Source organism: Calothrix sp. UHCC 0171 (assembly GCF_034931845.1).
Lineage (GTDB): Bacteria > Cyanobacteriota > Cyanobacteriia > Cyanobacteriales > Nostocaceae > Brunnivagina.
Window position 1 is genome coordinate 163,181 of the sequence record NZ_JAYGHN010000005.1, and the last position, 22,561, is coordinate 185,741.

18 protein-coding genes and 1 tRNA gene are annotated in these 22,561 nt (G+C 41.4%); 5 read left to right on the forward strand and 14 right to left on the reverse strand.

The annotated features are described in order from the left end of the window. Nucleotides 1–80: 80 nt before the first annotated feature. Nucleotides 81–1,829 (reverse strand): RluA family pseudouridine synthase, encoded by a 1,749-nt coding sequence (locus VB733_RS06285; protein ID WP_323339236.1) that lies wholly within the window; start codon nt 1,827–1,829, stop codon nt 81–83. Between the two features lie 15 nt (nt 1,830–1,844). Between VB733_RS06285 and VB733_RS06290 the strand changes: the two genes are divergently transcribed. The 3 genes from VB733_RS06290 (at nt 1,845) to argJ (ending at nt 6,024) form a co-directional block, all read left to right on the forward strand. Next, nucleotides 1,845–2,525, forward strand: a complete 681-nt coding sequence (locus VB733_RS06290) for a hypothetical protein (RefSeq protein ID WP_323339237.1) — start codon at nt 1,845–1,847, stop codon at nt 2,523–2,525. A gap of 361 nt (nt 2,526–2,886) precedes the next feature. Further along, nucleotides 2,887–4,362, forward strand: a complete 1,476-nt coding sequence (gene gatB / locus VB733_RS06295) for an Asp-tRNA(Asn)/Glu-tRNA(Gln) amidotransferase subunit GatB (protein WP_323339238.1) — start codon at nt 2,887–2,889, stop codon at nt 4,360–4,362. Nucleotides 4,363–4,734: 372 nt separating this feature from the next. Then, nucleotides 4,735–6,024: a bifunctional ornithine acetyltransferase/N-acetylglutamate synthase gene (gene argJ / locus VB733_RS06300; RefSeq protein ID WP_323339239.1), complete on the forward strand. Its 1,290-nt coding sequence runs from the start codon at nt 4,735–4,737 to the stop codon at nt 6,022–6,024. 423 nt (nt 6,025–6,447) lie between these two features. Here argJ and VB733_RS06305 read toward each other — a convergent pair whose 3' ends face one another. The 9 genes from VB733_RS06305 to VB733_RS06345 all read right to left on the reverse strand — a co-directional run bounded on the left by VB733_RS06305 (nt 6,448) and on the right by VB733_RS06345 (nt 15,013). Beyond that, nucleotides 6,448–6,654 carry a hypothetical protein gene (locus VB733_RS06305; RefSeq protein ID WP_096616140.1) on the reverse strand — a complete coding sequence of 69 codons (207 nt, stop codon included), beginning with the start codon at nt 6,652–6,654 and terminating at the stop codon, nt 6,448–6,450. A gap of 169 nt (nt 6,655–6,823) precedes the next feature. Next, nucleotides 6,824–9,346, reverse strand: a complete 2,523-nt coding sequence (recG, locus tag VB733_RS06310) for an ATP-dependent DNA helicase RecG (RefSeq protein ID WP_323339240.1) — start codon at nt 9,344–9,346, stop codon at nt 6,824–6,826. A 105-nt stretch (nt 9,347–9,451) separates the two neighbouring features. Further along, nucleotides 9,452–10,639, reverse strand: a complete 1,188-nt coding sequence (locus VB733_RS06315) for a hypothetical protein (RefSeq protein ID WP_323339241.1) — start codon at nt 10,637–10,639, stop codon at nt 9,452–9,454. Nucleotides 10,640–10,948: 309 nt separating this feature from the next. Then, a complete protein-coding gene (gene tsf / locus VB733_RS06320) occupies nt 10,949–11,893 on the reverse strand; it encodes a translation elongation factor Ts (RefSeq protein WP_323339242.1) in 945 nt (314 codons plus the stop codon). Between the two features lie 283 nt (nt 11,894–12,176). Next, on the reverse strand, nt 12,177–12,962 hold the full coding sequence (gene rpsB / locus VB733_RS06325) for a 30S ribosomal protein S2 (protein ID WP_323339243.1): 786 nt from the start codon (nt 12,960–12,962) through the stop codon (nt 12,177–12,179). Between the two features lie 314 nt (nt 12,963–13,276). Next, nucleotides 13,277–13,350 (reverse strand) — tRNA-Pro (locus VB733_RS06330). A gap of 104 nt (nt 13,351–13,454) precedes the next feature. Then, nucleotides 13,455–13,820, reverse strand: a complete 366-nt coding sequence (locus VB733_RS06335; protein WP_323339244.1) for a DUF1818 family protein — start codon at nt 13,818–13,820, stop codon at nt 13,455–13,457. Between the two features lie 51 nt (nt 13,821–13,871). Then, on the reverse strand, nt 13,872–14,447 hold the full coding sequence (locus VB733_RS06340; protein WP_323339245.1) for a hypothetical protein: 576 nt from the start codon (nt 14,445–14,447) through the stop codon (nt 13,872–13,874). Between the two features lie 329 nt (nt 14,448–14,776). Beyond that, nucleotides 14,777–15,013 carry a DNA-directed RNA polymerase subunit omega gene (locus VB733_RS06345; protein ID WP_096609600.1) on the reverse strand — a complete coding sequence of 79 codons (237 nt, stop codon included), beginning with the start codon at nt 15,011–15,013 and terminating at the stop codon, nt 14,777–14,779. A 239-nt stretch (nt 15,014–15,252) separates the two neighbouring features. Here VB733_RS06345 and VB733_RS06350 point away from each other — a divergent pair, with 239 nt between their 5' ends. Next, complete coding sequence (locus tag VB733_RS06350; RefSeq protein ID WP_323339288.1) at nt 15,253–16,011, forward strand: Rpn family recombination-promoting nuclease/putative transposase; 759 nt, start codon at nt 15,253–15,255, stop codon at nt 16,009–16,011. A 109-nt stretch (nt 16,012–16,120) separates the two neighbouring features. Here VB733_RS06350 and VB733_RS06355 read toward each other — a convergent pair whose 3' ends face one another. The 3 genes from VB733_RS06355 to VB733_RS06365 all read right to left on the reverse strand — a co-directional run bounded on the left by VB733_RS06355 (nt 16,121) and on the right by VB733_RS06365 (nt 20,242). Then, complete coding sequence (locus VB733_RS06355) at nt 16,121–16,531, reverse strand: type II toxin-antitoxin system VapC family toxin (protein ID WP_323339246.1); 411 nt, start codon at nt 16,529–16,531, stop codon at nt 16,121–16,123. Next, the gene (locus VB733_RS06360) at nt 16,515–16,967 is read right to left on the reverse strand and encodes a hypothetical protein (protein WP_323339247.1); all 453 of its coding nucleotides are present in this window, start codon (nt 16,965–16,967) and stop codon (nt 16,515–16,517) included. Before VB733_RS06360 ends, VB733_RS06355 begins: the two co-directional genes overlap by 17 nt. Before the next feature lie 221 nt (nt 16,968–17,188). After that, nucleotides 17,189–20,242 (reverse strand): pentapeptide repeat-containing protein, encoded by a 3,054-nt coding sequence (locus VB733_RS06365; protein ID WP_323339248.1) that lies wholly within the window; start codon nt 20,240–20,242, stop codon nt 17,189–17,191. A gap of 137 nt (nt 20,243–20,379) precedes the next feature. Between VB733_RS06365 and VB733_RS06370 the strand changes: the two genes are divergently transcribed. Continuing rightward, on the forward strand, nt 20,380–20,766 hold the full coding sequence (locus VB733_RS06370) for a CU044_2847 family protein (RefSeq protein WP_323339249.1): 387 nt from the start codon (nt 20,380–20,382) through the stop codon (nt 20,764–20,766). A gap of 179 nt (nt 20,767–20,945) precedes the next feature. Here VB733_RS06370 and VB733_RS06375 read toward each other — a convergent pair whose 3' ends face one another. Continuing rightward, on the reverse strand, nt 20,946–22,424 hold the full coding sequence (locus tag VB733_RS06375) for a glycoside hydrolase family 13 protein (RefSeq protein ID WP_323339250.1): 1,479 nt from the start codon (nt 22,422–22,424) through the stop codon (nt 20,946–20,948). Nucleotides 22,425–22,561: the final 137 nt, after the last annotated feature.

The window sequence follows — 22,561 nt, forward strand, 5'->3', positions numbered from 1 at the left end:
AAAGACAGAGGATTATATAAGTTTTTCAACCATTTTTGGATGGTGGCTTTATTGCCGCCGTTGTGTAATAGATTTATTGATTAAAATGGTGTTTTTACGACCAATTTACATATCTTGCTGAAGTTTGGATGTCTAAAAGTAAGTTCTCTAGCGTGCAAATGTAACCGATTCACATCTGCCTGACACCCATACAATTTATCACCTAAAATCGGCATATTTAAACCCATTTTATCACTGGCATGTACCCGAATTTGGTGAGTTCTTCCTGTGATTGGTTGAAATTCCACACGGGTATATTTGCTTTGTCTTTCCAGAATTTTATAATGGGTTACACTTGCTTTCCCATTGGTGAAATTAACTTCTTGATAAGGACGATTTTCGGGATTTCCCCATAATGGTAATCTGATGACACCATTCTGAGTTTCTAAGTAACCAGAAAGCACTGCTTCATAAATTTTTTCCACCTGTCTTTGGAGAAATTGCTGACTAATTTGGCGATAAATATCCAGGTGACGAGCGAATAGTAAAATACCAGAAGTTTCTTGATCTAATCGATGTATTGCCATTAAATTCATTCCATCTGGGAGTAGATTTCGCAAGCGACTGAGAACACTATCTTGGGTATGATGATATCTACCAGGAACAGAAAGTAATCCTGCTGGTTTATCAATCGCAATTAAATATTCATCTTGGTAAATAATTGGCAGTGGTGAATGGGGATTAGTAATTAGAGATGGGGAGATATTTTCACAACTTTTTTGTGTCTTATTGTCCACCAAATCAAGTTTCTCCACTTTTTCCTTTTCCCTAGCTTGATTTCCTCCAATTCCAGATAATAAAAACCCCATTATCGGCTGACAACGTTCCCCACAAGCCCCATAAAATTCTCCTGGTATCTTATCACCAATTCTCGAAGGTTCACCCCACCAAAATTCTGCCATTGCTAAGGGTTTTAATATATTTATAGCCGCATAATGTAGTAGTTTTGGCGCACAACAATCACCTGTTCCCGTCGGCAAACCTAAAGGCATTAATTGTCGTAAAGTTTGTGATATCCCCAAGAAGTTTGTCAGGGAATATGTGGTATGCATTTGTGCTTGAAGTTGTTGAGAAAGTTGTTTACGAAGTTGTTTGAGTTCTACAATGCGCTTATCTGCAACTTCTATAATTTGTCGAATGGAATGTGTTTTTTGATTGACTTCGCGTTTCCATAATTTTAATTCAATTCCATCTTGACGACTGGCGGCATCGAGTTCTGCAAGAGCTAGCGCCAATGTTTCTCCAGTCAGGGTTGCAGTAAATATTTGTCGCTGTTGATGTCGCTGTTGTTTACGTTGTTGGTGAACTTGCTGAAGATTTTGCGATCGCACTGCCAATTCTCGAGCTATAGTTTGATATTGTTGGCGTTCTGGTATTTGTTGCAGGGTAATTATTTCCTGTTTAATATTATCTAATTCTGCTAAAGTGCGACTTTCATCTAAAGCGACTGCATCTCTTCCAGGGATAGGTGGAACCCAACCTGCAACTTGACTACATCCATTTAATAATCCCGAAAATGCTTTGAGTATTCCTTGTTCGCCATTTGGTAATTCAACTAGTAAGATGCCATACATTTTGCCTTCGCGGGAATATTGTTCATCGCTGGCTAAATACTGCATTAATCCACGAGCAATATTTTCCACTAGGGGAGTACGTGGAAGTTTGAGTAATGTACCAGTTTGAGGACAATTCCCTTGGTAGAAGTAATTGGCACTGGCGGTATTGAGATAGTGCTTATCAATGGGATAATTATGATCTAAAAAATCTGATAGTGGATGTAAAAGTCCCATATATGGAAAAATAAAATGGACAAAATCAAAGATGCGATCGCAATCTATGCTGCTAATTTCGTTTTATTCAGCTTAATTGTTCTCTCGATTCGATTTCCAGCTAATATTTTGAATGAAGTCATAGTATCTAATTTACCAAAAACTACTAATGAATTACTACAGGCTGCCAACGAAGTCAGAATTGCTAGTTTAATTAGTGCAATTCTAGACCCTATTTATATTGGTGCAATTGTTTACTGTGTGTGGCAAATTAAACGAGGTGGAGCTTTTAATTATACTAATGCAATGTCTGTTGGACTACAAAATTGGGGCAAATTATTTACCGTAAATTTAGTAGTGGGAATATTTATTGTCTTAGGTACTATTGCTTTTATTATTCCCGGAATTATGTTAGCTGTGAGATACTCCTTGACTACATCAATTGTGATTGTGGAAGGATATGGAAACAGTTCGGTAGTTTTAAAGCGCAGCGCTAATTTAACCACAGGAAAGCGTTGGCAAATATTTAGCATTAGTTGTGTATTGATTATTTTATTGTTGATTATGTCAATTATCATTGGCATCCCGTTTGTATTTTCAAACAGTATTATTAGTAACGTCATCTCTGCATCTATTGTTGATTTGATTATCCCTATATTTGCAATTGTGCTGTTTTTATATTATTGGCAAGCACAACAGGAAGAAAAAATTGCCTAAGGGAACCTGAGTTCGGGTTAAGAGTTTTGTTTCAATTTGAATTAAGAAGCGTTGCAATTTGTCAAACCCAAAAATTTTTCTATTTCTTATTTGCAGGGGGCTTGGGGGACGCAACCGTCCCAAGTTTGACGGGAAGAAAATCTCCCCCCAAACTTCTCCCAATTCTTGGTTTTAGCCATAACAACAGAAAAAATATTAGTTGGATTCAAGGAATTGTGCTGAAATTTGAATAAAGTAACATCACAACCACTATCTCAGCTGATCCCGAACTCAGGTTAAGTAAGCAGTTATTGAGCGATCGCACTTTTTGTATAAGCTAAAATAATACCCTGAACGAGAAAAAAGCAAATTTATAATTTTTATGTCTACTACTACGACTGTAAAGACTGAGTACGAGGCGATTATTGGCTTAGAAACCCACTGTCAACTCAGTACCAACACGAAAATTTTCTCCGATAGCTCCACAGCATTCGGTGCTGACCCTAATACTAACATTGACCCTGTTTGTATGGGTATGCCTGGAGTATTACCCGTTCTCAACCAAAAGGTTTTGGAATATGCGGTAAAAACTGGGTTAGCTTTGAATTGTGAAATTGCTAAATATAGTAAATTCGATCGCAAGCAATATTTTTATCCCGACTTACCCAAAAATTACCAAATTTCCCAATACGATTTACCGATTGCGGAACATGGCTGGTTAGAAATTGAGTTGATTGATAAGGATGGGAATCCGACTCGCAAAAGAATTGGTATTACTCGCCTACATATGGAGGAAGATGCAGGCAAATTAGTCCATGCAGGCAGTGACAGACTCTCCGGTTCCGCATACTCTCTAGTAGACTACAACCGTGCTGGTGTGCCTTTGGTGGAAATTGTCTCCGAGCCGGATTTACGTTCTGGGCAAGAGGCTGCGGAATATGCCCAAGAATTACGGCGAATTGTCCGTTACTTGGGTGTGAGCGACGGTAACATGCAAGAAGGTTCGCTACGGTGTGACGTAAATATTTCTGTGCGCCCTGTCGGGCAAGAAAAATTTGGCACAAAAGTCGAAATCAAAAATATGAACTCCTTCAGCGCTATCCAAAGAGCGATTGAATACGAGATTGAACGTCAAATTGAGGCTGTGGAAGCGGGTGAAGAAATTATTCAAGAAACTCGACTCTGGGAGGAAGGTTCGCAACGTACTATCAGTATGCGGAAAAAGGAAGGTTCCAGCGATTATCGTTACTTCCCAGAACCAGATTTGGGTCCAATTGAAGTTTCTAGCGAACAGCTTACCACTTGGAAAGGCGATATACCCGAACTTCCCGCCAGTAAACGCCATCGCTATGAAGAAGAATTGGGACTTTCAGCTTATGATGCGCGTGTGTTAACGGAGGAATTCGCAACTGCTGCATATTTTGAAGCTGCGATCGCATCGGGAGCAAATGCTAAAATTGCTGCTAACTGGATTACCCAAGATATTGCTGCTTACCTAAATAAGCAAAAACTGAATATTTCCGAAATCGGTTTAACTCCCCAAAATCTCGCAGATGTGATTACTCGCCTCGAAAGTGGCAAAATTAGTAATGCGATCGCTAAAGAAAAGTTACCCGATTTGCTCAATGGTGTTACTCCTGAGAAAGCCTTCGCTGGTAAGGAACTTATTTCTGATCCTGGGATTCTTGAACCCATAGTCGATGAAGTTATCGCCGCCAACCAAAAAGAATACGAAAAATACAAAGCCGGAAACACCAACCTCAAAGGCTTTTTTGTGGGACAAGTCCTGAAAAAAACAAACAAACTCGCCGAACCTCGTCTCACTAACGAGTTGGTGGAGAAAAAACTCAACGCCTAATCTCAAAGCACAGAATTATTCTGACTTAAACCGAATTAAAATACCAGGTTTCTACTCAAATACTACCTTGCACAATAGCAGGATGAATTAGCCTCACCCAGAGATTTCAGACATTGAATCAGCAGCACCCAAATACTGAGACTGTGTAAAGCCTTAAAGATATCTTTACAAAATCTTTACCAGAAAAGTTACAATAATGGGTAGCGCCCCTCATCCCTATAGTGATAGTATGTGTTAAGTAGATGCACCCTGATGATCCGGAGAGCTACGCAAGTGGCTCTCTTTTTTGTGCAAAGACATTTAACAAAATATCACTAACTGGTGACACGAACTTGATATAATCGCCAGTCGAGTCATCAATGGGAAAGAGTCATGGCAGACTGGTGGGAAATTACAGGCGGAGTTACAGCACCCAGAGGGTACAAAGCAGCAGGAATCAAAGCTGGATTAAAACCTTCGGGATTACCAGACTTAGCTTTAATAGTTTCAGATGTAGATGCGATCGCCGCAGGGGTGTTTACAACAAGTTACGTGAAAGCGGCTTGTGTGGATTATTGTAAAGAAAGATTGCAGGCAAAACACAGTTCCCGTGCGATTCTCTGCAATGCTGGACAAGCGAATGCCGCGACAGGGGAACAGGGAATGCAGGATGCTCTAGAAAGTGCGGAATTACTCGCAAAAGCATTAAATATTTCGCCAGAATTAATCCTCCTGGCATCAACGGGAGTGATTGGACAGCGCATCAAAATGGAGGCAATGCGAAGCGGAATCCCGCAACTTGTGGCAGCCCTTTCGGAAACTGGTGGAGATGCGGCGGCAGGGGCAATTATCACCACAGATTTAGTCACAAAAAGTATTGCTCTAGAAACTAATATAGGCGATCGTCCGGTGCGAATTGGGGGAATTGCCAAGGGTTCGGGGATGATTCATCCGAATATGGCGACAATGCTAGCTTTTGTCACCTGCGATGCTGCTGTATCACCTCATCTATGGCAGCAAATGGTTTCCCGTGCGGCGGATAGAAGTTTTAATTCGATTACCGTTGATGGCGATACTAGTACGAATGATAGTTTAATTGCTCTGGCAAATGGAGAATCTCGGACTCCAGCAATTACAGACATCGGTGCAGAAGCAGAGAAACTCGAAGCAATGTTGACAGCAGTTTGCCAGCATTTAGCTAAATGTATTGCCCGTGATGGAGAAGGAGCAACTTGTTTAATCGAAGTTCAAGTTACAGGTGCAGCTGATGAACACGCAGCTCGTCAGGTAGCAAAAACTATCGTTGGTTCATCTTTAGTTAAATCTGCAATCTTTGGACATGACCCCAACTGGGGGAGAATTGCGGCGGCTGCTGGACGGGCAGGCGTGGCGTTTGAACAAGAGAATTTACGGATACAGTTGGGTGATTTTTTATTGATGGAGAATGGACAACCTCTACAATTTAACCGCGCTGAAGCCAGTGCCTATTTAAAGCAAATTTCCGCAAATTCATCTCTGCCAGCAAATGTGACTGCTACCAATATGAGCAATGTTGCACCGCAGCGAGTTGATAACCCTGTCGTCATTCAAGTTAATTTAGGAAACGGACATGGTTCGGGAATAGCTTGGGGGTGTGACTTGAGTTACGATTACGTCAAAATTAACGCTGAATATACAACGTAGATAGGAAAAATAACAGAAGCTTTCATAATCATGTTTTCCTAGACTACTGGTGATAAAACAGATGCAGATAGTTTTGAATCCTCAGTAAGTAATCGGGTTCAATTAGAGCAAAGCAAATGCCGGGTTTCGATACTCAAGCTCTGTGCATTGCCATAGGAATCATGTTTGATTGTTGTTGGCGTAGCCTGTGCTTTGCACTTATAAAATCTCGTAGTCGGGTATGTTAGAACAGAGTTCGTAACGCACCAAATCCTCGCGAATGGTACGTTACGCTGTCGCTAACGTACCCTACGTATATTTTCAATAATCAAATCTGACTCCTATATGCTCAACCCTAATTCAGTAGTTGTTTTGAGCATTGAGGGTAGTCGAAATGCATCTTACCAACAATTCCGCCTTCCCACTTAACTCAAAATCAAAAAATTAAATATCGTCAGGTAAAATCCATTTGGGCGGTTCCATCATTTTCTTCATCCGCGCCGCTTCGGCAATTTCCAACATTTTATCTAACGGAGTATCTTCGATAAACTTTGATGTCGCTTCACGATGCTCGATACTAGGACACTTATCACCCAAAACACAACCATTGACACAATCAACTTGGCAATTAACTTGTTTTTCTTCCACCATAAATTTTCTCTCCTCTACATTTTTGATTTTGAGTCGCAACTGAATTCTCAACCGCTCATCAGCAAAAATATTGGTATTCTCTCAAAATGATTTTAACTTGATATCTTATCCAGAAATGGAACTATTAGTGCGATCGCAACTTGATAATTTTAGCTTGACTCGTCGTCAATCATGTTAAGATTGCCCCACCCATTAACCGCTCATAGCGCGATCGCAATTCTTGCTTCATCAACTGCCATCGCTCTAAAGTCACGTCAATTTCTATAACTTTTTCCGCAGCTTGGCGCGCCAAAACTAATATTTCTTCGTCTTCAACTAAACTGGCTAGGGTAAAATCTGCGACACCAGATTGCCTTTTTCCTAACACCTCACCGGGACCTCGAAATCGCATGTCCATTTCTGAGATAAAAAAGCCATCTTGCGATTGTTCTAACACCTTCAATCTTTGCTGTGCATCGGGACTTTTGGAACTACTCATCAACAAACAATAGGATTTTGCTGCACCCCGCCCCACACGTCCCCGCAATTGGTGCAGCTGTGATAAGCCGAATCTCTCGGCATGTTCAATCAGCATTACCGTGGCATTGGGCACGTCTACACCCACTTCGACAACAGTCGTAGAAACCAAGATTTGTGTTTGGCGATCGCGAAATTTACTAATAGCTTCGTCTTTTTCTGCGGAACTCATGCGCCCATGCAATAACCCAACTTGAAATTCCGGGAAAATTGCTTCTTGTAATTTTTGATGCTCCTCTATCGCCGATCGCAAGTCTAATTTTTCTGATTCTTCCACTAAGGGTAAAACGACATAAACCTGTCTCCCTTGGACAATTTCCCGACGGATTAAGTCGTAGGCATCACTGCGCTGACTTGCCATTAATGCTGTAGTTTGTATCGCTTGTCGTCCTGGTGGTAATTCGTCGATTTGGCTCACATCCAAGTCCCCGTGAATGGTTAATGCCAGGGTGCGGGGAATCGGAGTCGCTGTCATTGTTAATACATGGGGTTGGTCGCCTTTTTGTTGCAATTTTGCCCTTTGTTCGACCCCAAAACGGTGCTGCTCGTCAATGACGACTAAGCCAAGACGGTTAAAGTTGACTGGGTCTTGAATTAAGGCATGGGTTCCCACCAGTATGGGTAATTCTCCGGTTTCTAAATGGGCATGAATTTGTCGTCTTTTTACTGTTCTGGTTGAACCAGTCAGTAATTCTACGGGCAAATGTAAAAGATTAAACCAACTAACTAGCTTGCGATAATGTTGTTCTGCCAATACTTCAGTGGGAGCCATTAGTGCTGCTTGATACCCAGACTGGATGGCGGCAACAATAGCAATGACGGCAACAACTGTTTTTCCAGAACCGACATCACCCTGAACTAAACGGTTCATCGGTACAGGTTTTTGTAAATCTTCGAGAATGTCGCTGACAACACGTTGTTGTGCCCCTGTGAGTTGGAAAGGCAAAATTTTGTAAAAGTCTTCGAGTAATTGACCACGAGGGGTAAATACGGCAGTAGTTTGGACTTGTTTAGCTTGTTGTTGACGTTGGAGTAAACCCAGTTGCAGGTAGAAAAATTCATCGAACACAAGACGACGACGGGCTGCTTGCAAAGAGTCACTATCGGGGGGAAAGTGAATATTCGCGATCGCATCCTTCAATTCCATCAAGTTGTATTTGTCTCGCAAACCTTTCGGTAAAGGGTCTTTGAGGTTGTATGTGGCTGGTAGGGCTGCAATTACTGCTTGACGCACCAGGTTAGCAACTACGCCTTCGGTGAGGGCATATATGGGGACGACACGACCGATGGTTAAGGATTCGATAGTGTCGCCGGGATGTGCCAAAACTTCGAGTTCGGGATTGTCTAAAGTTTTGCCATATTTACTTTCTTTGACTAATCCGCAAGCGGCAAGGGTTGTCCCAACTGGATATTGCCGTTTTATACTTTCTTGCCATCCGCGACTGGCATACCTAGCACCTGCATAAAAACGGCTGATTTTCATGCGTCCGCTATTGTCCCGCAGTTGCATTTCCAGAATGGTTAATTTTTTGTTTCTGGGGCTGGTAAAGCAATTTATACTTTTGACGGATGCGACAATTGTCACCGTTTCCCCTGCTTGTAATTCGATAATTTTGACTTGTTTGGCATAGTCAATATGATCGCGGGGATAGTAAAAAAGCAAGTCGCGAACGGTATATAAACCAAGGCGGGCTAATTTATCAGCTTGTCTGGGGCCAATTTCCGCTAATTCACTGAGTTTCTGGTTAATGCTGGGGGCTAATCTTTTGCTGATTTCCGCGACTATGGGGGATTTAGGATTGGCAATTGCAGGAGATATGGAGACTGAAGAAGTGCTTGCGTCCTTTTTGATTTGCCCACTGTCTTTATTTCCCCCTTCCTCCAGTTTTTGTAGTTGGTAAATATAACGACGGGTTTGGGCGATTAAACTTTGACGTGCTTCGATGTCTAGATGGGGATAATTGGCAAATTCCTGGGCTAATTGCTGCCAGCGATCGCGATGGGACTCTTCTGGTGTATCATCTATTTCGGTTAGCATCCCTGTGGGAAATTTACCGAATGTTAAACACAAAAATTCGCTAAAACGATATTGTCTCCCCATCAAGTCAGTAAAACCTTGTTCTGCTTCGATGGTGAGGGCTTTTTGCAATCGTAACCAATCTGGTTTTTCAATCATTAGTTAATAGTCAATAGGTAGTAGTTAATAGTTAAGTGGGTAATGAAGACAAAAATTGATAACTCATAATTAATAACTAATAACTAATAACCAATCAATAAATAACTAATCTTCAAACCAACTGGCACGCCATGCGTTTTCGGCTTCCACAACAGCACGTTCACGTTGTTTTTTCAGGTAATCACGGCGTAGTTTTTGCAACTGTCCCATCAAGATACGAATTTGCTTGCGTTTTGCAGCCAGAGCGACATCAGCAAACTCAATTTCACCCAAGCGTAGGTGAATAGCCATAATTTTGGTCAGTTTAGCATTACGCGATATTCTTGCCCCTTCCGGGAAAGCTTCGCGCTCAGAATTGCTACGTGGCGATCGCCTTTCTCCATCCACTTCTATGACTAAGTTGATCAAATTTGGTGGTCCAGGCATAACTTCGGTTGTAGCTTCAGATGCCACCGCAGCTATCTCTAAAATTGGTTCAGGTAGCTTTTTCGGTAAAATTCCGGATTTTTGAATGGATAAGTTTGCATCCCGTGAGGCTTTTTTTAAGGTAAATTGCAATGCCATTTCTAGACTTTGTTGCCATTTACTAATTTCGACGGGATTCGATGGATTAATTTTGGAAAAATGTAAAGGTTTGGGCGGGGTAAGTTTGGAAAATGGGAAGGCTGAAGACAATGACGATAATACGGAAGCGGGAATTCTTTCGAGAACTTCCTTTTTCAATTCTTCATTGTTTTCGCCCTCTTCACCCTCTTCGCCATCTTCACCATCTTCATAGTCTTCATCTGCATCTAGTTCTCCCATGTCAAAAGGAGAATCTTCGTCACTCAATGATAATTCCACAAATGCCAAGGGATTTGGACTATCATCAGTATTTTCTAATACCTCACCTGTCAAATCAAAACCTAGTGCTGCCTGGATATCCTCCATATCATAATCATTTGAAGAGTTATCAGATGCCGATCGCTCTTCACTATTAATAGATTCATTAGTTAATTCTGATACCTCTGGTTCCGCGTTGATGTACTTCAGAAGTTGTTCAGCTGTCTCTGTGCCTAAATTACGAATCGCTTGTTGAACCTTTTGTCGCTGACTCAAGGACAAACGCAAAAAAGCTTCTGGGTATCCTTGTGTACATAGGTGATACGTTGCCAGCATTAACTGCTGTCGTACTGCTTGTCCTAATGAACTGAGATAGGCAGTATAAGAATCATACAATTCCTGGGCGACAAGTGCGATCGCCGCTTCTAATGATTGTATATCACGCTCAATTCGCTCAATTGCTCTCGCCATATTTTCTGCTGGTACATACGTAAATACAAAACAGATTTTTTAGTACAAAATTACTTGTATTATAAAACGTAAGTTAGTAGTTAATAGTTATTTATTGGTGGTTATTAGCTGTTTGTCCAAAATTCGCCATTGACAAAATATAATGAACGAAAAACAGGTCAATCGCTTGACCTGCCTTGTCATATAGTTACGATGAGGTAGCGATTAGTTACAAGCTAAAAGTTAAATACCAGACATTAAAAACTAAAAGTTAAAAATATTAACTCTTAAATTTTAACTCTTAACTCCTAACTCCTAACTCCTAACTAATTACTTTGCACCTATTTGTGCTGCAACTTCATCAGCAAAACTAATTTCTTGTTTTTCGATACCTTCACCCAGAACATAACGAACAAAACGTGTAACTTGAATTGTATCGCCAAGTTTTGAACTAGCTTGCTTAATTAATTCTTCGACAGTGATGCTTTGGTCACGAATGTAAGGCTGATCAAGCAAAGTCAATTCTTTCAGGCGTTTTTCAATACGTCCCTGCACAATTTTTTCTTTGATATTATCAGGCTTATTCGCGAGGTCATCGCGTCCCATCTCAATGTCTTTTTCTTTTTGAGCAATATCAGCCGGAATTTCGCCAACATTGACATATTCAACGTTGGGACAAGCGGCAATTTGCATTGCTACATTTCGAGCTAATGTTTTAAAGTCTTCATTATTAGCTGCCGTTTCCTTTTGGCAATTTAATTCCACCAAAACCCCAACTCTACCACCAGTGTGAATGTAGCTATCAACTGCACCTTGTGTACCCTCTGGCAATGTAAAATTGACAAAGCGACGCACTTGCATGTTTTCACCCAATTGGGCAAATAACTCTTTAATTGATTCGGCAACAGTCACGTCTTTGTTGGCAATGTAAGGTTGAGCCAATAGGGAATCAACACTATCAGCAGTGGCAGCTTGCTTGGCAATGTTATGTACTAGTGCCTTAAAAGCTTCATTACGGGCAACGAAATCAGTTTGGCAATTGACTTCAGCCAATACACCAACCCGACCATTTGCTTCCACAAAAGTATCAACTAAACCTTCAGCCGCAACTTTACCTGAGGCTTTCTCGGCTTTGATCATACCTTTCTGACGCAACCATTCGGAAGCCTTTTCGACATCGCCCTCATTTTCTTTAAGGGCTTTTTTGCAGTCCATCATACCAGCACCAGTTTTTTGGCGCAGCTCTTGGACAAGTTTTGCAGATATTTCCGCCATGTTGCCTCAATCCCTAGATACCTATTTGACTGACACTTTACTAAAAAATCAGCGCTGAGTAATGAGTACCGCGTAATAAGTTTTATTTGAGATTCAGATTTGAGATTTAAAAATAACAATTTTCAACTTCAAAATCTGATAGTGCGATCGCTCATCAGCAGACGCAAATCACAAAATGCCGAACATTTGGTTAAATATTTGAGTTAAATATTTAGCGAAATATCTATCATTCTACTAACTACCAGCACTCAGTCCTCAGCCCTAAACCCGCAGAACTAAATAATTACTCTGCTTCTTCTTCCGAAGGTTCGACATACTCAGATTCTTCGTATTCGTATTCTTCTTCTGCACCTTCGTAATCTTCGTAATCTTCCTCAACATCCAACTGACCGTGACGACCTTCGTAGATTGCGTCAGCGAGTTTGCCAATAATTAGCTTAATCGAACGGATAGCGTCATCGTTGGCGGGGATGGGGATGTCTACAACATCAGGGTCACAGTTAGTATCCAACATGGAAACGATGGGAATACTTAACTTTTGGCATTCCTGGACGGCGTTATATTCACGACGCTGGTCTACAATGAGAACAACATCGGGTATTTTCCGCATGGCTTTGATACCGCCCAAATACTTCTGTAACTTCGTCATTTCCCGACGTAGCATCGAAGCTTCTTTTTTGGGTAACAGGTCGAGTGCGCCATTTTCTTCGCGGCGTTCGAGGTCTTTAAGACGATCTACGCGAGTTTTAATGGTTGTCCAGTTGGTGAGCATTCCCCCCAACCAGCGTTGATTGATGTAATATGCACCACAACGAGATGCTTCTTGAGCGATGATGCCTGCTGCTTGGCGTTTGGTGCCGACAAATAAGAATTTTTTACCTGCTTCAGCTTGCGATCGCATGTAAGTATACGCTTCGTCCATTAATTGGGCGGTTTGCACCAAATCAATGATGTGAACACCATTACGAGCTGTATAGATATACGGATCCATTTTGGGGTTCCAACGGCGGGTCTGATGCCCAAAGTGAACCCCTGACTCCATCATTTGAGCCAATGAAACTACTGGCATATTTGCTTTTCTCCGATTCGGGTTAATCCTCCACCCAAGTGCATTTCCAATATCGGAAACACCCGAATGCTTGGATGTGCGGAATTTTGTGAACTATATTAAGTTAGCATAACTTGGCAAATGTGAAGGGTGGATTTCCCGAATATTTTTGAGGAGAATACTTGACTGAATAATGACTTCATCAAATAATCTGACTGCGATCGCACTCCAGCATGTCTTGAGCAGGCATCAATCCAAAAACCTGCTAGCATCTGAAAATACTAACAGGCACAAGTTTTAAGTTTTCATCAGAAAAAGTTCTTCAATACTAAAAATCGGAGCGGCGGGATTCGAACCCACGACCTCCACTACCCCAAAGTGGCGCGCTACCAAGCTGCGCTACGCCCCGTAACAGCGATTTTAGATTGTTTACACGACTAATCTAAGCTTCGCATCGGTCAACCAAAATATAATAGCACAATCTGCCAGAAAAATAATAATATCGCCAGAAAATTAAAATACTTTGAGCATACTCGCAGCTTGAAGTAAACCAGAAACGGCAGTGGCGGCAAATTCCCCCTCTACACAGCGCCCAGAGTTGAGAATAAACCGCAAACTATAGTTATCGGGATAACCAGCAACTTCCATCCAAACTAAATCGCTTTCAGCTTCACAAGCAATTTTTTCTTCATCCATCAACTCAGATGCAAGTTGTTCCATGGTATTTGCCAGTTGTGCAGATAAACGGCAAAAATCATCCAATTCAGCCTCAGTTAATTCCACAGCCCAATTATCAGTACCCACTAACCCTTTAAATAAAGGTGCAGAAGGATTCCAACCAATTCGCCAACCATTTCCAGATTTAATGACACGATTCATGATTTTGGATATTGGGCATTCTCCGCTCTTTGGCTTTCCTTCTCTTTTTATCTACTGTTTTTTGGGACTAAATACATTTACCAAAGCTTGGACTAATGTATCACGTTGGCGACGAGAAAGTTTGGTGATCGCGGCTTTATCTCCATCCAAGGGATTTTTTCTCAAAAGTTCGTGCCCTGGATAATTTGTGTCATAAATAACTTCGTTGACACCTAAATAATCAGCTAAGGTTAGTTTCCAATCCAAGCGGTAATTTGGTGCGCGTCCTTTAAGATAGACATGATATTGAATCATCCGCCCAACTAATGTGTTATTTTCGGCAATTTTTCCGCCTTCTCTATTGGTGTAAGTATTTTCTTTAGGAAAATTGGGTAATTGCTGATAAACTTGTCGCCAAGCATCACCAACCGTAATGCGCTGTGCCATCACGGGTTGAGTCGTGAAAAAGTTGGAGATGAGATTAGTATTGATATGACTGGGTTCAGCACTAAAGAATACAGCAGCCATGACTATGAGTAATAGTGCTAAATATAAAATTCTGCGAGTTGATTTCAGTCTGAAAAATCCCGATTGAGTAATTAAGTTAAAAGGGATATTTGGCATATTGGGAATTTTATGATTAGCCATTGTTTTTAGGAGTTTGTCTATTTATTGTGTCTACATTTGGTCTGCCGATAAAAATAATTTTAAGTTATATTCAAATCCGGTGAATCAGTTATCATTAATTTTCTCCACCTCGGTTTTATCCTCATTATTTCGGCGAACGTAATATTACTGCCTCAATTAAAATTGAAACGCTGGAAACGCTACAAATAGGGAATTCCTAGCCAAAATATAATCTTACGAATATATGGAATATATATAATTTGCGGGCAAAGAGTTCTTCGATTTAATTCAAAGATTCTTCGCCCGCCCCTATTATTCAGATATTACGTCCCTCAGTTTTTCCGTAAAACTTAAAGTTCACCAATAATTTCCGGTTGAGTCAACTCATCAGACATCTCGATAATTGCCCGCAACACTGGTTTCATCATCACATCATCCGCATTGTCGAAATCTTCGTAACGACGACGCTTTGCACGGTTTGCTACTTGAACGGTAATACGATAGCGATTAGAAGCAGCATGAATCAAATCTTCTGCACGATGCATAATTTGAGATTGCGTTGTCTCGAACTTAGAGCGCTTGAGCATAATCACTGGTTCTTGAGGTCAACTTTTAGTGTAACAGCAGTGCATAGGGAATAGGACATCTCTATTCCTCCAACAACGCGATCGCATCTCCTATAATTTTCCCACAAATGCGATCGCTAAAATTCAGTTACTAACAGGCTCTAAAATTATGGGAAGAAAGAAAAATTATCAACTCTGCATCTTCCCCTTTTGGGAAAACAGACAGCATCTTTTATCGTCTATTTCAATAATTTCCCTATATCTTCTTTGAATTAATTGGCAATTCTCCCGACCTTACAGCAAATTACCAATTTTCATCAGTAGAAATCAAGCAAACAGCTTTCCGTATTGATGGTGTGTTTATTCCCCAAACCCAAGAACAACCAATTTATTTTGTAGAAGTTCAGTTTCAAGAGGATTTGGGAATCTACTCACGTCTATTTTCTGAAGTTCATTTATACCTTCGACAAAATCAACCTGAAAATAATTGGCTAGCTGTAGTTATTTATCCATCCCGCAACATTGACACCGCATCAACCAACCATTACAGCGAATCCTTTGCTTCCGGGAGAGTCACCTGTATTTATTTAGATGAACTTGGGGAAAGTGCATCCCTACCCATCGGAATTGCTACGATAAAATTAGTCATAGAAAATGAAAAACAAGCAATAGACCAAGCCAGGGAGTTAATTACTAGAACTAACCAGGAAGTTGCTTCAGTAACTCAACAGCAACAATTATTACAAATAATCGAGACAATTTTGATTTATAAATTTCCCAGAATGAATATTGAGGAGATACAAGAAATGTTTGGATTAAGTGAGTTAAAGCAAACACGGGTATACCAACAAGCTTTTGCAGAAGGTGAACAGAAAGGAAAACAAGAAGGAAGACAAGAAGGGAAATTACTTGCTGTAGCACCAATGTTAGCAGCTGGGTTAAGTATGGAGCAGATAGCGCAAGCTTTAGGTTTAAGTGTGGAGGATGTGAGAAAAGCTGCACAAAAATCTCCCCAGTAAAAAATGGCGATCGCACACTCCAAACCCATCCCACTCAAACTAAAACGCGATCGCACTCTCGTCGCGCAAGCTTCGCTAACTACAAAACAAACTCAATTGCTAATTTATCTCATCTCATCAAAGCTTGAAAGCCTGCTTGTACAAAATGCTGGTCGAAAGTTAAAGCTTGAGTAATTCCAGATTGCTTCATAACTATAAACGAAATACAATCAACTAAACCCCATGCTTTATCTTGATGGGTTTTGTAAAGCTTAAATGCTTGTGTAAAGAATTCCGGGTTCAGTCGTACAATTTCTACTTCATCTGAGGTCAGGAAATGCTCAATAATTTCAACAGCCTCATCTTTGTAGTTTCGAGCTAGAGCATTACCAATTTCCAATAACACTGCATCAGTTGTGATTAAGGGATGAGTTTCTAAGCTATCAGCTAATTCGCTAGCTTTTTGGTGATATTGGTCACGCTGGTTAATCAGTGCTACCACGAATAATGTATCAACGAATATTTTATTTCTCACCCTCATCCGCAACTAGATAGGAATCAAGATTACTAGCAAAATCCTCTGGAGCATCAATTTTAATTTGTTTCAATTTTGACATAAAACTATGCTTTCTCAAGTTTTGTTTGGATTGGGCAAAATCTTTAATTAAAAGATATAGCTCGTCTAGATATTCTTCGTTGAGGCTATCAATTTCAGCTTTGATGTTGTCTTTTGCGGTCATTTTCGCCTTTCCTGTAAATACCATACTTATTGTAACTTTTAGGCATAGTTGGAGAGCGATCGCACTCCCAAACCCATGCCAAACAAACGCGATCGCACTCCCAAACAAACCTAAAATGCGATCGCATTCCCTACAGCTTCCCCAAAAACGCGATCGCCATTCCTCAAAACCAAACGCGATCACATCCCCCACAACCACCCTACAAACGCGATCGCCACTCCAAAGTTTCCCAAACAACCGCGATCGTCACCCCTACAACCCAAACAGTGTCGTCATCTCCGCAACCACCCCAAACCAAGCGCGATCGCATTCCCTACAACCCAAAACGCGATCGCACTGCAACCCTTCCGTCATTGCGAGGAGGAACGACGAAGCAATCGCAATATCTCCAAAGTCAACGCGATTGCTTCACTCCACTTCGTTACGCTCGCAATGACAGACTGAAAAACCCTCCTTCGTTACTTCAACCCCAATTTTTTCCTAAATTCATTACTATAGTATGCGTCTTCCCAATTCTTGGCAGCTTTCACTTGCTCAGGTGTGAGGTTTTGAACATATCTTAAGTCTGAGCCTTCCAGGTTGGCATTAGTGAGGTTGACACCTTGGAAATCAGCATTCCAAAAATTAATAGAACTCAAGTCAGCACCACTGAGATTAATACCAGGAGCTATCAATATCATTTGCTCTTTGCTAGGGTCAAAATTTTGGGGTAGTTTTGTATCTTTGTTGTAAATAGCTTTTTCGAGGTTTGGAATCAAGAGCTTTGCATTGCTAAGGTCGGCACTAATGAGGTTAGCACTACTGAGATTAGCACTACTAAGGTCAGTATTACTGAGTTTAGCAAGGCTGAGGTCGGCATTACTGAGGTCAGCACCATAGAGCTTGGCACCATTGAGATTGGCAAAGCTGAGGTTGGCATTACTGAGGTCAGCACCATAGAGCTTGGCATAACCAAGGTTGACACCATTGAGATTGGCATAACCAAGGTTGGCATAACCAAGGTTGGCACCATTGAGATTGGCATAACCAAGGTTGGCATCCTTGAGGTTGACACCATTGAGGTAGGCATCATAGAGATTGGCTCTGCGGAGGTCGGCATCGTTGAGGTCGGCATCGTTGAGGTCGGCATCGTTGAGATTGGCTCCATTGAGATTGGCTCCGTAGAGGTTGAGTTTGCTCAAGTCTTCACGATAAAAACTAGAACACCCCCCAAAGAATAGAAATAATATATTTTCGGGAATCCATTGCCACTGCCTTTTTTCCCAACATCCCTCAGTCAGTAATTCCATCGCAGCACGGCTTCCTAGTTTCTTATTCCTAATAGTGTTCCATGCTTCGTTGAAACTTTGCTGCCTCAAGTGCGGAATAATAACCAAAAATGCCACAAAAATCGGAATTGTCACCCACCCAGCAGTTAGCAATAACGCCCTTTGTCGATATTTCTCACTCGCTTTGATAAACTCTTCAGCCAGCTGTGAAAGCCCTAATTGTTTCCCTTCCCCTTTCTGCCATGCTTTCACCTTCTTTAATTGTCCACCTGGCAATAAATAATCCTTTTTTCTGCCTTGATTGCTCCATTCCTGTGCCGCAGCTTCAATTTTTCGCTTTTCTCTCAACCTATCCCGGTTCTCATCCAACCATTTTCTCAACAGCAACCAATGACGAATCAACGCCTCATGGGCTACATCTACAAATTCTTCCTGGGTGACAATTAACCGCGCATCTGCCAATTTTTGCATTACCTGTTCCACATGGCTGGATGTCACCAAATCCCGCAATAAAACCCGTCTGCGGGTATCTTCCGTTCCCTCTCCCAACTGCGTCAACTCTAAAAAAATCCGCTTGGCTGCTTCCTGTTCCTCCCCTGACAAATCCTCATACACCTCAGTTGCGCGTTTTTGTAGGGTTCCTTTCACCCCACCCAAACGGGTATAAGCAGCTAGGGTTAATTTATCCTCTGTTCTCTGTCCCCATAATTCCGTCAGGGTATATTGCAACAACGGTAAAAAACCCGGAGAATCAGCCACATCGCTAATTATCTGCTCCACCAATTCCGATTCCAGGGCTAAATTTACCTGCTTTGCGGGTGCGGTAATTGCTTGTCGCAATTCGGACTGACTCATGGGGGTGACTGTGAGTAAATTATCCTGAATTTTTGCCGCTAGTTCCCCATGTTCTGCACATTTACCAAAAAAATCTGCTCGCATGGTCAACACCAAGCAGAGTTTATCCCCGCACCGTTGCAAACCAGCCAATAAATAATCGAAAAATTGCTGTCGTTCGTTCCCATCGCTACAGAGGGTAAACACCTCCTCGAATTGGTCTACCAGCAACACAACTCGCGGGGTATAAAAAACGGTAATTAACTGAGAAAAACCACCCCCAGCAATCAATGCTTCCGCTTGCTGTAACTGGGATGCGCGTTCAATATCCGATAACCCACCCGATAAACCAACACTCACAAAAGCCCGTGCTAAACTCTGCAAGGGATGCTCACCGGGTTGAAAAATCTTGATTTGCCAGGTGTCACTCCCCGATAACCGTTTACCTTGCTGCAATTGATACAGCAGCCCCGCCCTCACCACACTCGATTTCCCGCTTCCCGAAGCACCCAAAACCGCGAGAAAGTTACTTACCCGGACTTTTTCTAGTAATTGGTCTGTGAGTGATTGCCGACCGTGAAAATACTTAGCATCTTCTTGGATAAAGTCAAAATATCGTAATCCGCGATAGGGACAAACCAGACTCGTCACCCCATTCTCAGCCACTTCTTTAATTGGTTCCTGGGTGCGGGTAAGGTGAATAATACCGCCAGAATTAGCGAAAATCGGACGCTGGGGAAACTTGGGTAAGTTTTGAGAAATGGCATCCACTACAGTATAGTTTGTCACCTGTTTCTCTTTCGGTTCCAAAGCCTGTAGCAGCGCTGTGGTAAGGACACTGTGATTTGTGTCGATCGCCTCAAAAGCTGGCTCAAACTCCCGTGAAGCGGCAATAAAACACCTATCTCGACCTTTTCCCCTATCCCCTGGATCGGCTTCGGCAAAGTTAAGCAATTCCCCACTGTAACAACAATCTAACCAGATAATTTGCTGTTTAACTTCGCTTGACTGCAATAATTGCCGTAACCATTGCAAAGACAAACCCCAGTTACCCAAATCTGGATTGACATCACTCGTCGCTAAATATCCTTGGTGAATACCACCGCGACTTTTTCGCAACCCATGACCGGAAAAATACAGAAGCGTAGTGTCGGGAATATTTCTCCCTTCCGGTTTGAATAATTGGACTATGGCATCTTCTAAATGAGCTAAAGTTACTCCAGTTTTCTGCCCAACCTTAATCGTATTATTTTCCTTATTTTTAACCGCAGGAAGTCGTTTAACGTTAAACTCACCGTAGCTTTCCAATAGTTTCGCTACTGCTTCTGCATCTTGTGCTGGTGCTGTTAAATTGCTCAGACGCTCGTAACTATAAGTATTAATGCCAACAACCAAAGCGTCTCGACTCATAGCAGCAAGCCTTGTTTAGTTTTGTAGAGTGATGATTTTACTTACACAGCTACAAAATATTTACCATGATTTCCAAGTAATTTTGCTGAAATCCTGTTTTAATTAGTAATTATTTTTCTCTTGCCGCATCCATAACTATGACTCAACTCACACCTATCCAAATAGATGAAAACACAATCATCTACATCGAAGCATCGGAAGACGTAAATATTTCCCCTGTTGCTACAGAAGAAGAGGAGGAAGAAGCACTAGATGAAAAAGGAATGAGTCCGGAAGCAGTTCGCAAGCAAATGGTGCAAAATTTCCAGGCAATTCAAGGCACAATCCGCGCTTACACAGTTTATTCTTTGAATGCATTTAAACAAATGCCTGTTAGTAATGCCAATGTAGATAAAGTCACCCTAGAATTTGGCATCGAACTCGGTGGAGAAGCAGGAGTTCCCTATGTGACAAAAGGAACGGCGAAAAGCAATATGAAAATTACCGTTGAATGTTCATTTCCCAAAGAAAAGGAAAACAAATAGTGACATGCGTGACAAGTTAAAATGATGCACTGGGAATTGAGCGTTAGCGCAGTTCCTCCAAAGGAGGTTAGCATCCTTAACAATCATGTTTCTTTCCCAGATTTTGACAATATTTTAAATACAATGACTTATTGACAAAAGGAAAATGAACTTAACTTGTCAGCAATGTCTCCTAATTTCTATTTTGCTACTCCCAAAATGCAACCGCTACGGGGAGCTACATCTAAACTAAGAGTTTTTGTTTTACCTTTTTCATTCTCTTCAATTTTTGCATTCCCATAAAGCAATTTATTAGGAAGAGAATCCAACTCAGCCACATCTAAATTTGCTTTTGCTGATACTGTACCTGCATTGACTGCAATTATTAACTCTTCATTTCCCTGTTCATTTTTCAAACTGCGGGCAAAAATATACAACTCACCTTGGGCATACAAAGTTTTGTAGTCTCCAATCCGCAAACATGGGTATTGGTGTCGAATTGCAATTAGCTGGCGATGCGTGTCAAATATATCTTTATCCCAATTTAATTCTAGGGGAAATACTCGACGACAATCTGGGTCTATTCCTCCTGGTAAGCCGACTTCATCTCCATAGTAAACACTGGGCGCACCCGGAAATGTCAGTAACAACAATGTGGCAAGAATGACACTATCTTTATCCCCACCTGCTATTGTCATTAATCTTGCAGTATCATGACTAGCAAGTAAATTTAACTGTGTCAGTTGGATTTCCCAAGGGTAAAGTTCGAGTAATTCTTCAATTTTGGCAGCATATTCAGTAGCAAACAATGGTGGATACGGTTTGTAATCGCGTGACTGTACTTGTTCTAAAACAACTCTATCACCTGCTGCAAATGCGATCGCAGCACCGGCAAATAAATAATTCATCACGCCATCAAATTGGGTTCCATCTAGCCATTCTCTAGAATCTCCCCACACTTCGCCAACAATATAGGCTTCGGGATTAATTACTTTAACGCGATCGTGAAATTCTTGCCAAAAACCTGGTGTCTTAATTTCAAATGGCACATCCAATCGCCACCCGTCAATGCCAAATTCAATCCAATATTCGGCAATTTCCATGATATATTCCCGCACTTCGGGGTTATCGTGGTTAAATTCTGGCAAGGCACGGTTTCCAGCCCAACTTCCATAATTTGCTGGTGCATCTCCAGTGTAAGGAGCCAGGGGCCAGTTTTCTATTTTAAACCAATTGACCCAAGGAGAATAGGGACCATTTTCTAAGACATCGTGGAAAAAAAAGAATCCGCGACTCGAATGATTGAAAACCCCATCCAAAACAATTTTGATATTACGTGCATGTGCAGCATCCAATAATTCCTTAAATGCCCTATTGCCTCCCAGTATGGGGTCTACTTGATAATAGTCGTGAGTATGATAGCGATGATTGCTGGCTGACTGAAAGATGGGAGTGAAGTAAATTGCATTAATCCCTAAAGATTCAATGTAGTCCAATTGTTCGAGAATTCCCCACAAATCTCCTCCCTTATATCCTTGTAAAGTTGGCATTGCTTCCCAATCTTCCCAAGTGACATTATGGAATAATTTTTTGCGGGGTTGTTTACTTTTGGCAAAACGATCTGGGAAAATCTGATAGAAAACAGCGTGTTTTACCCAATCTGGTGTTTGAATTTGCATGTATAGCTGAGTTATAGCTTCATCGCCATATTTACAGATTCATTTGAGTTTGCGATCGCACTTATGATAGAGTTATCGCCTCTATAATTCCTCACACAAGCTGATTTCAACATGTGAAGAAATGTTACTAAATTTAT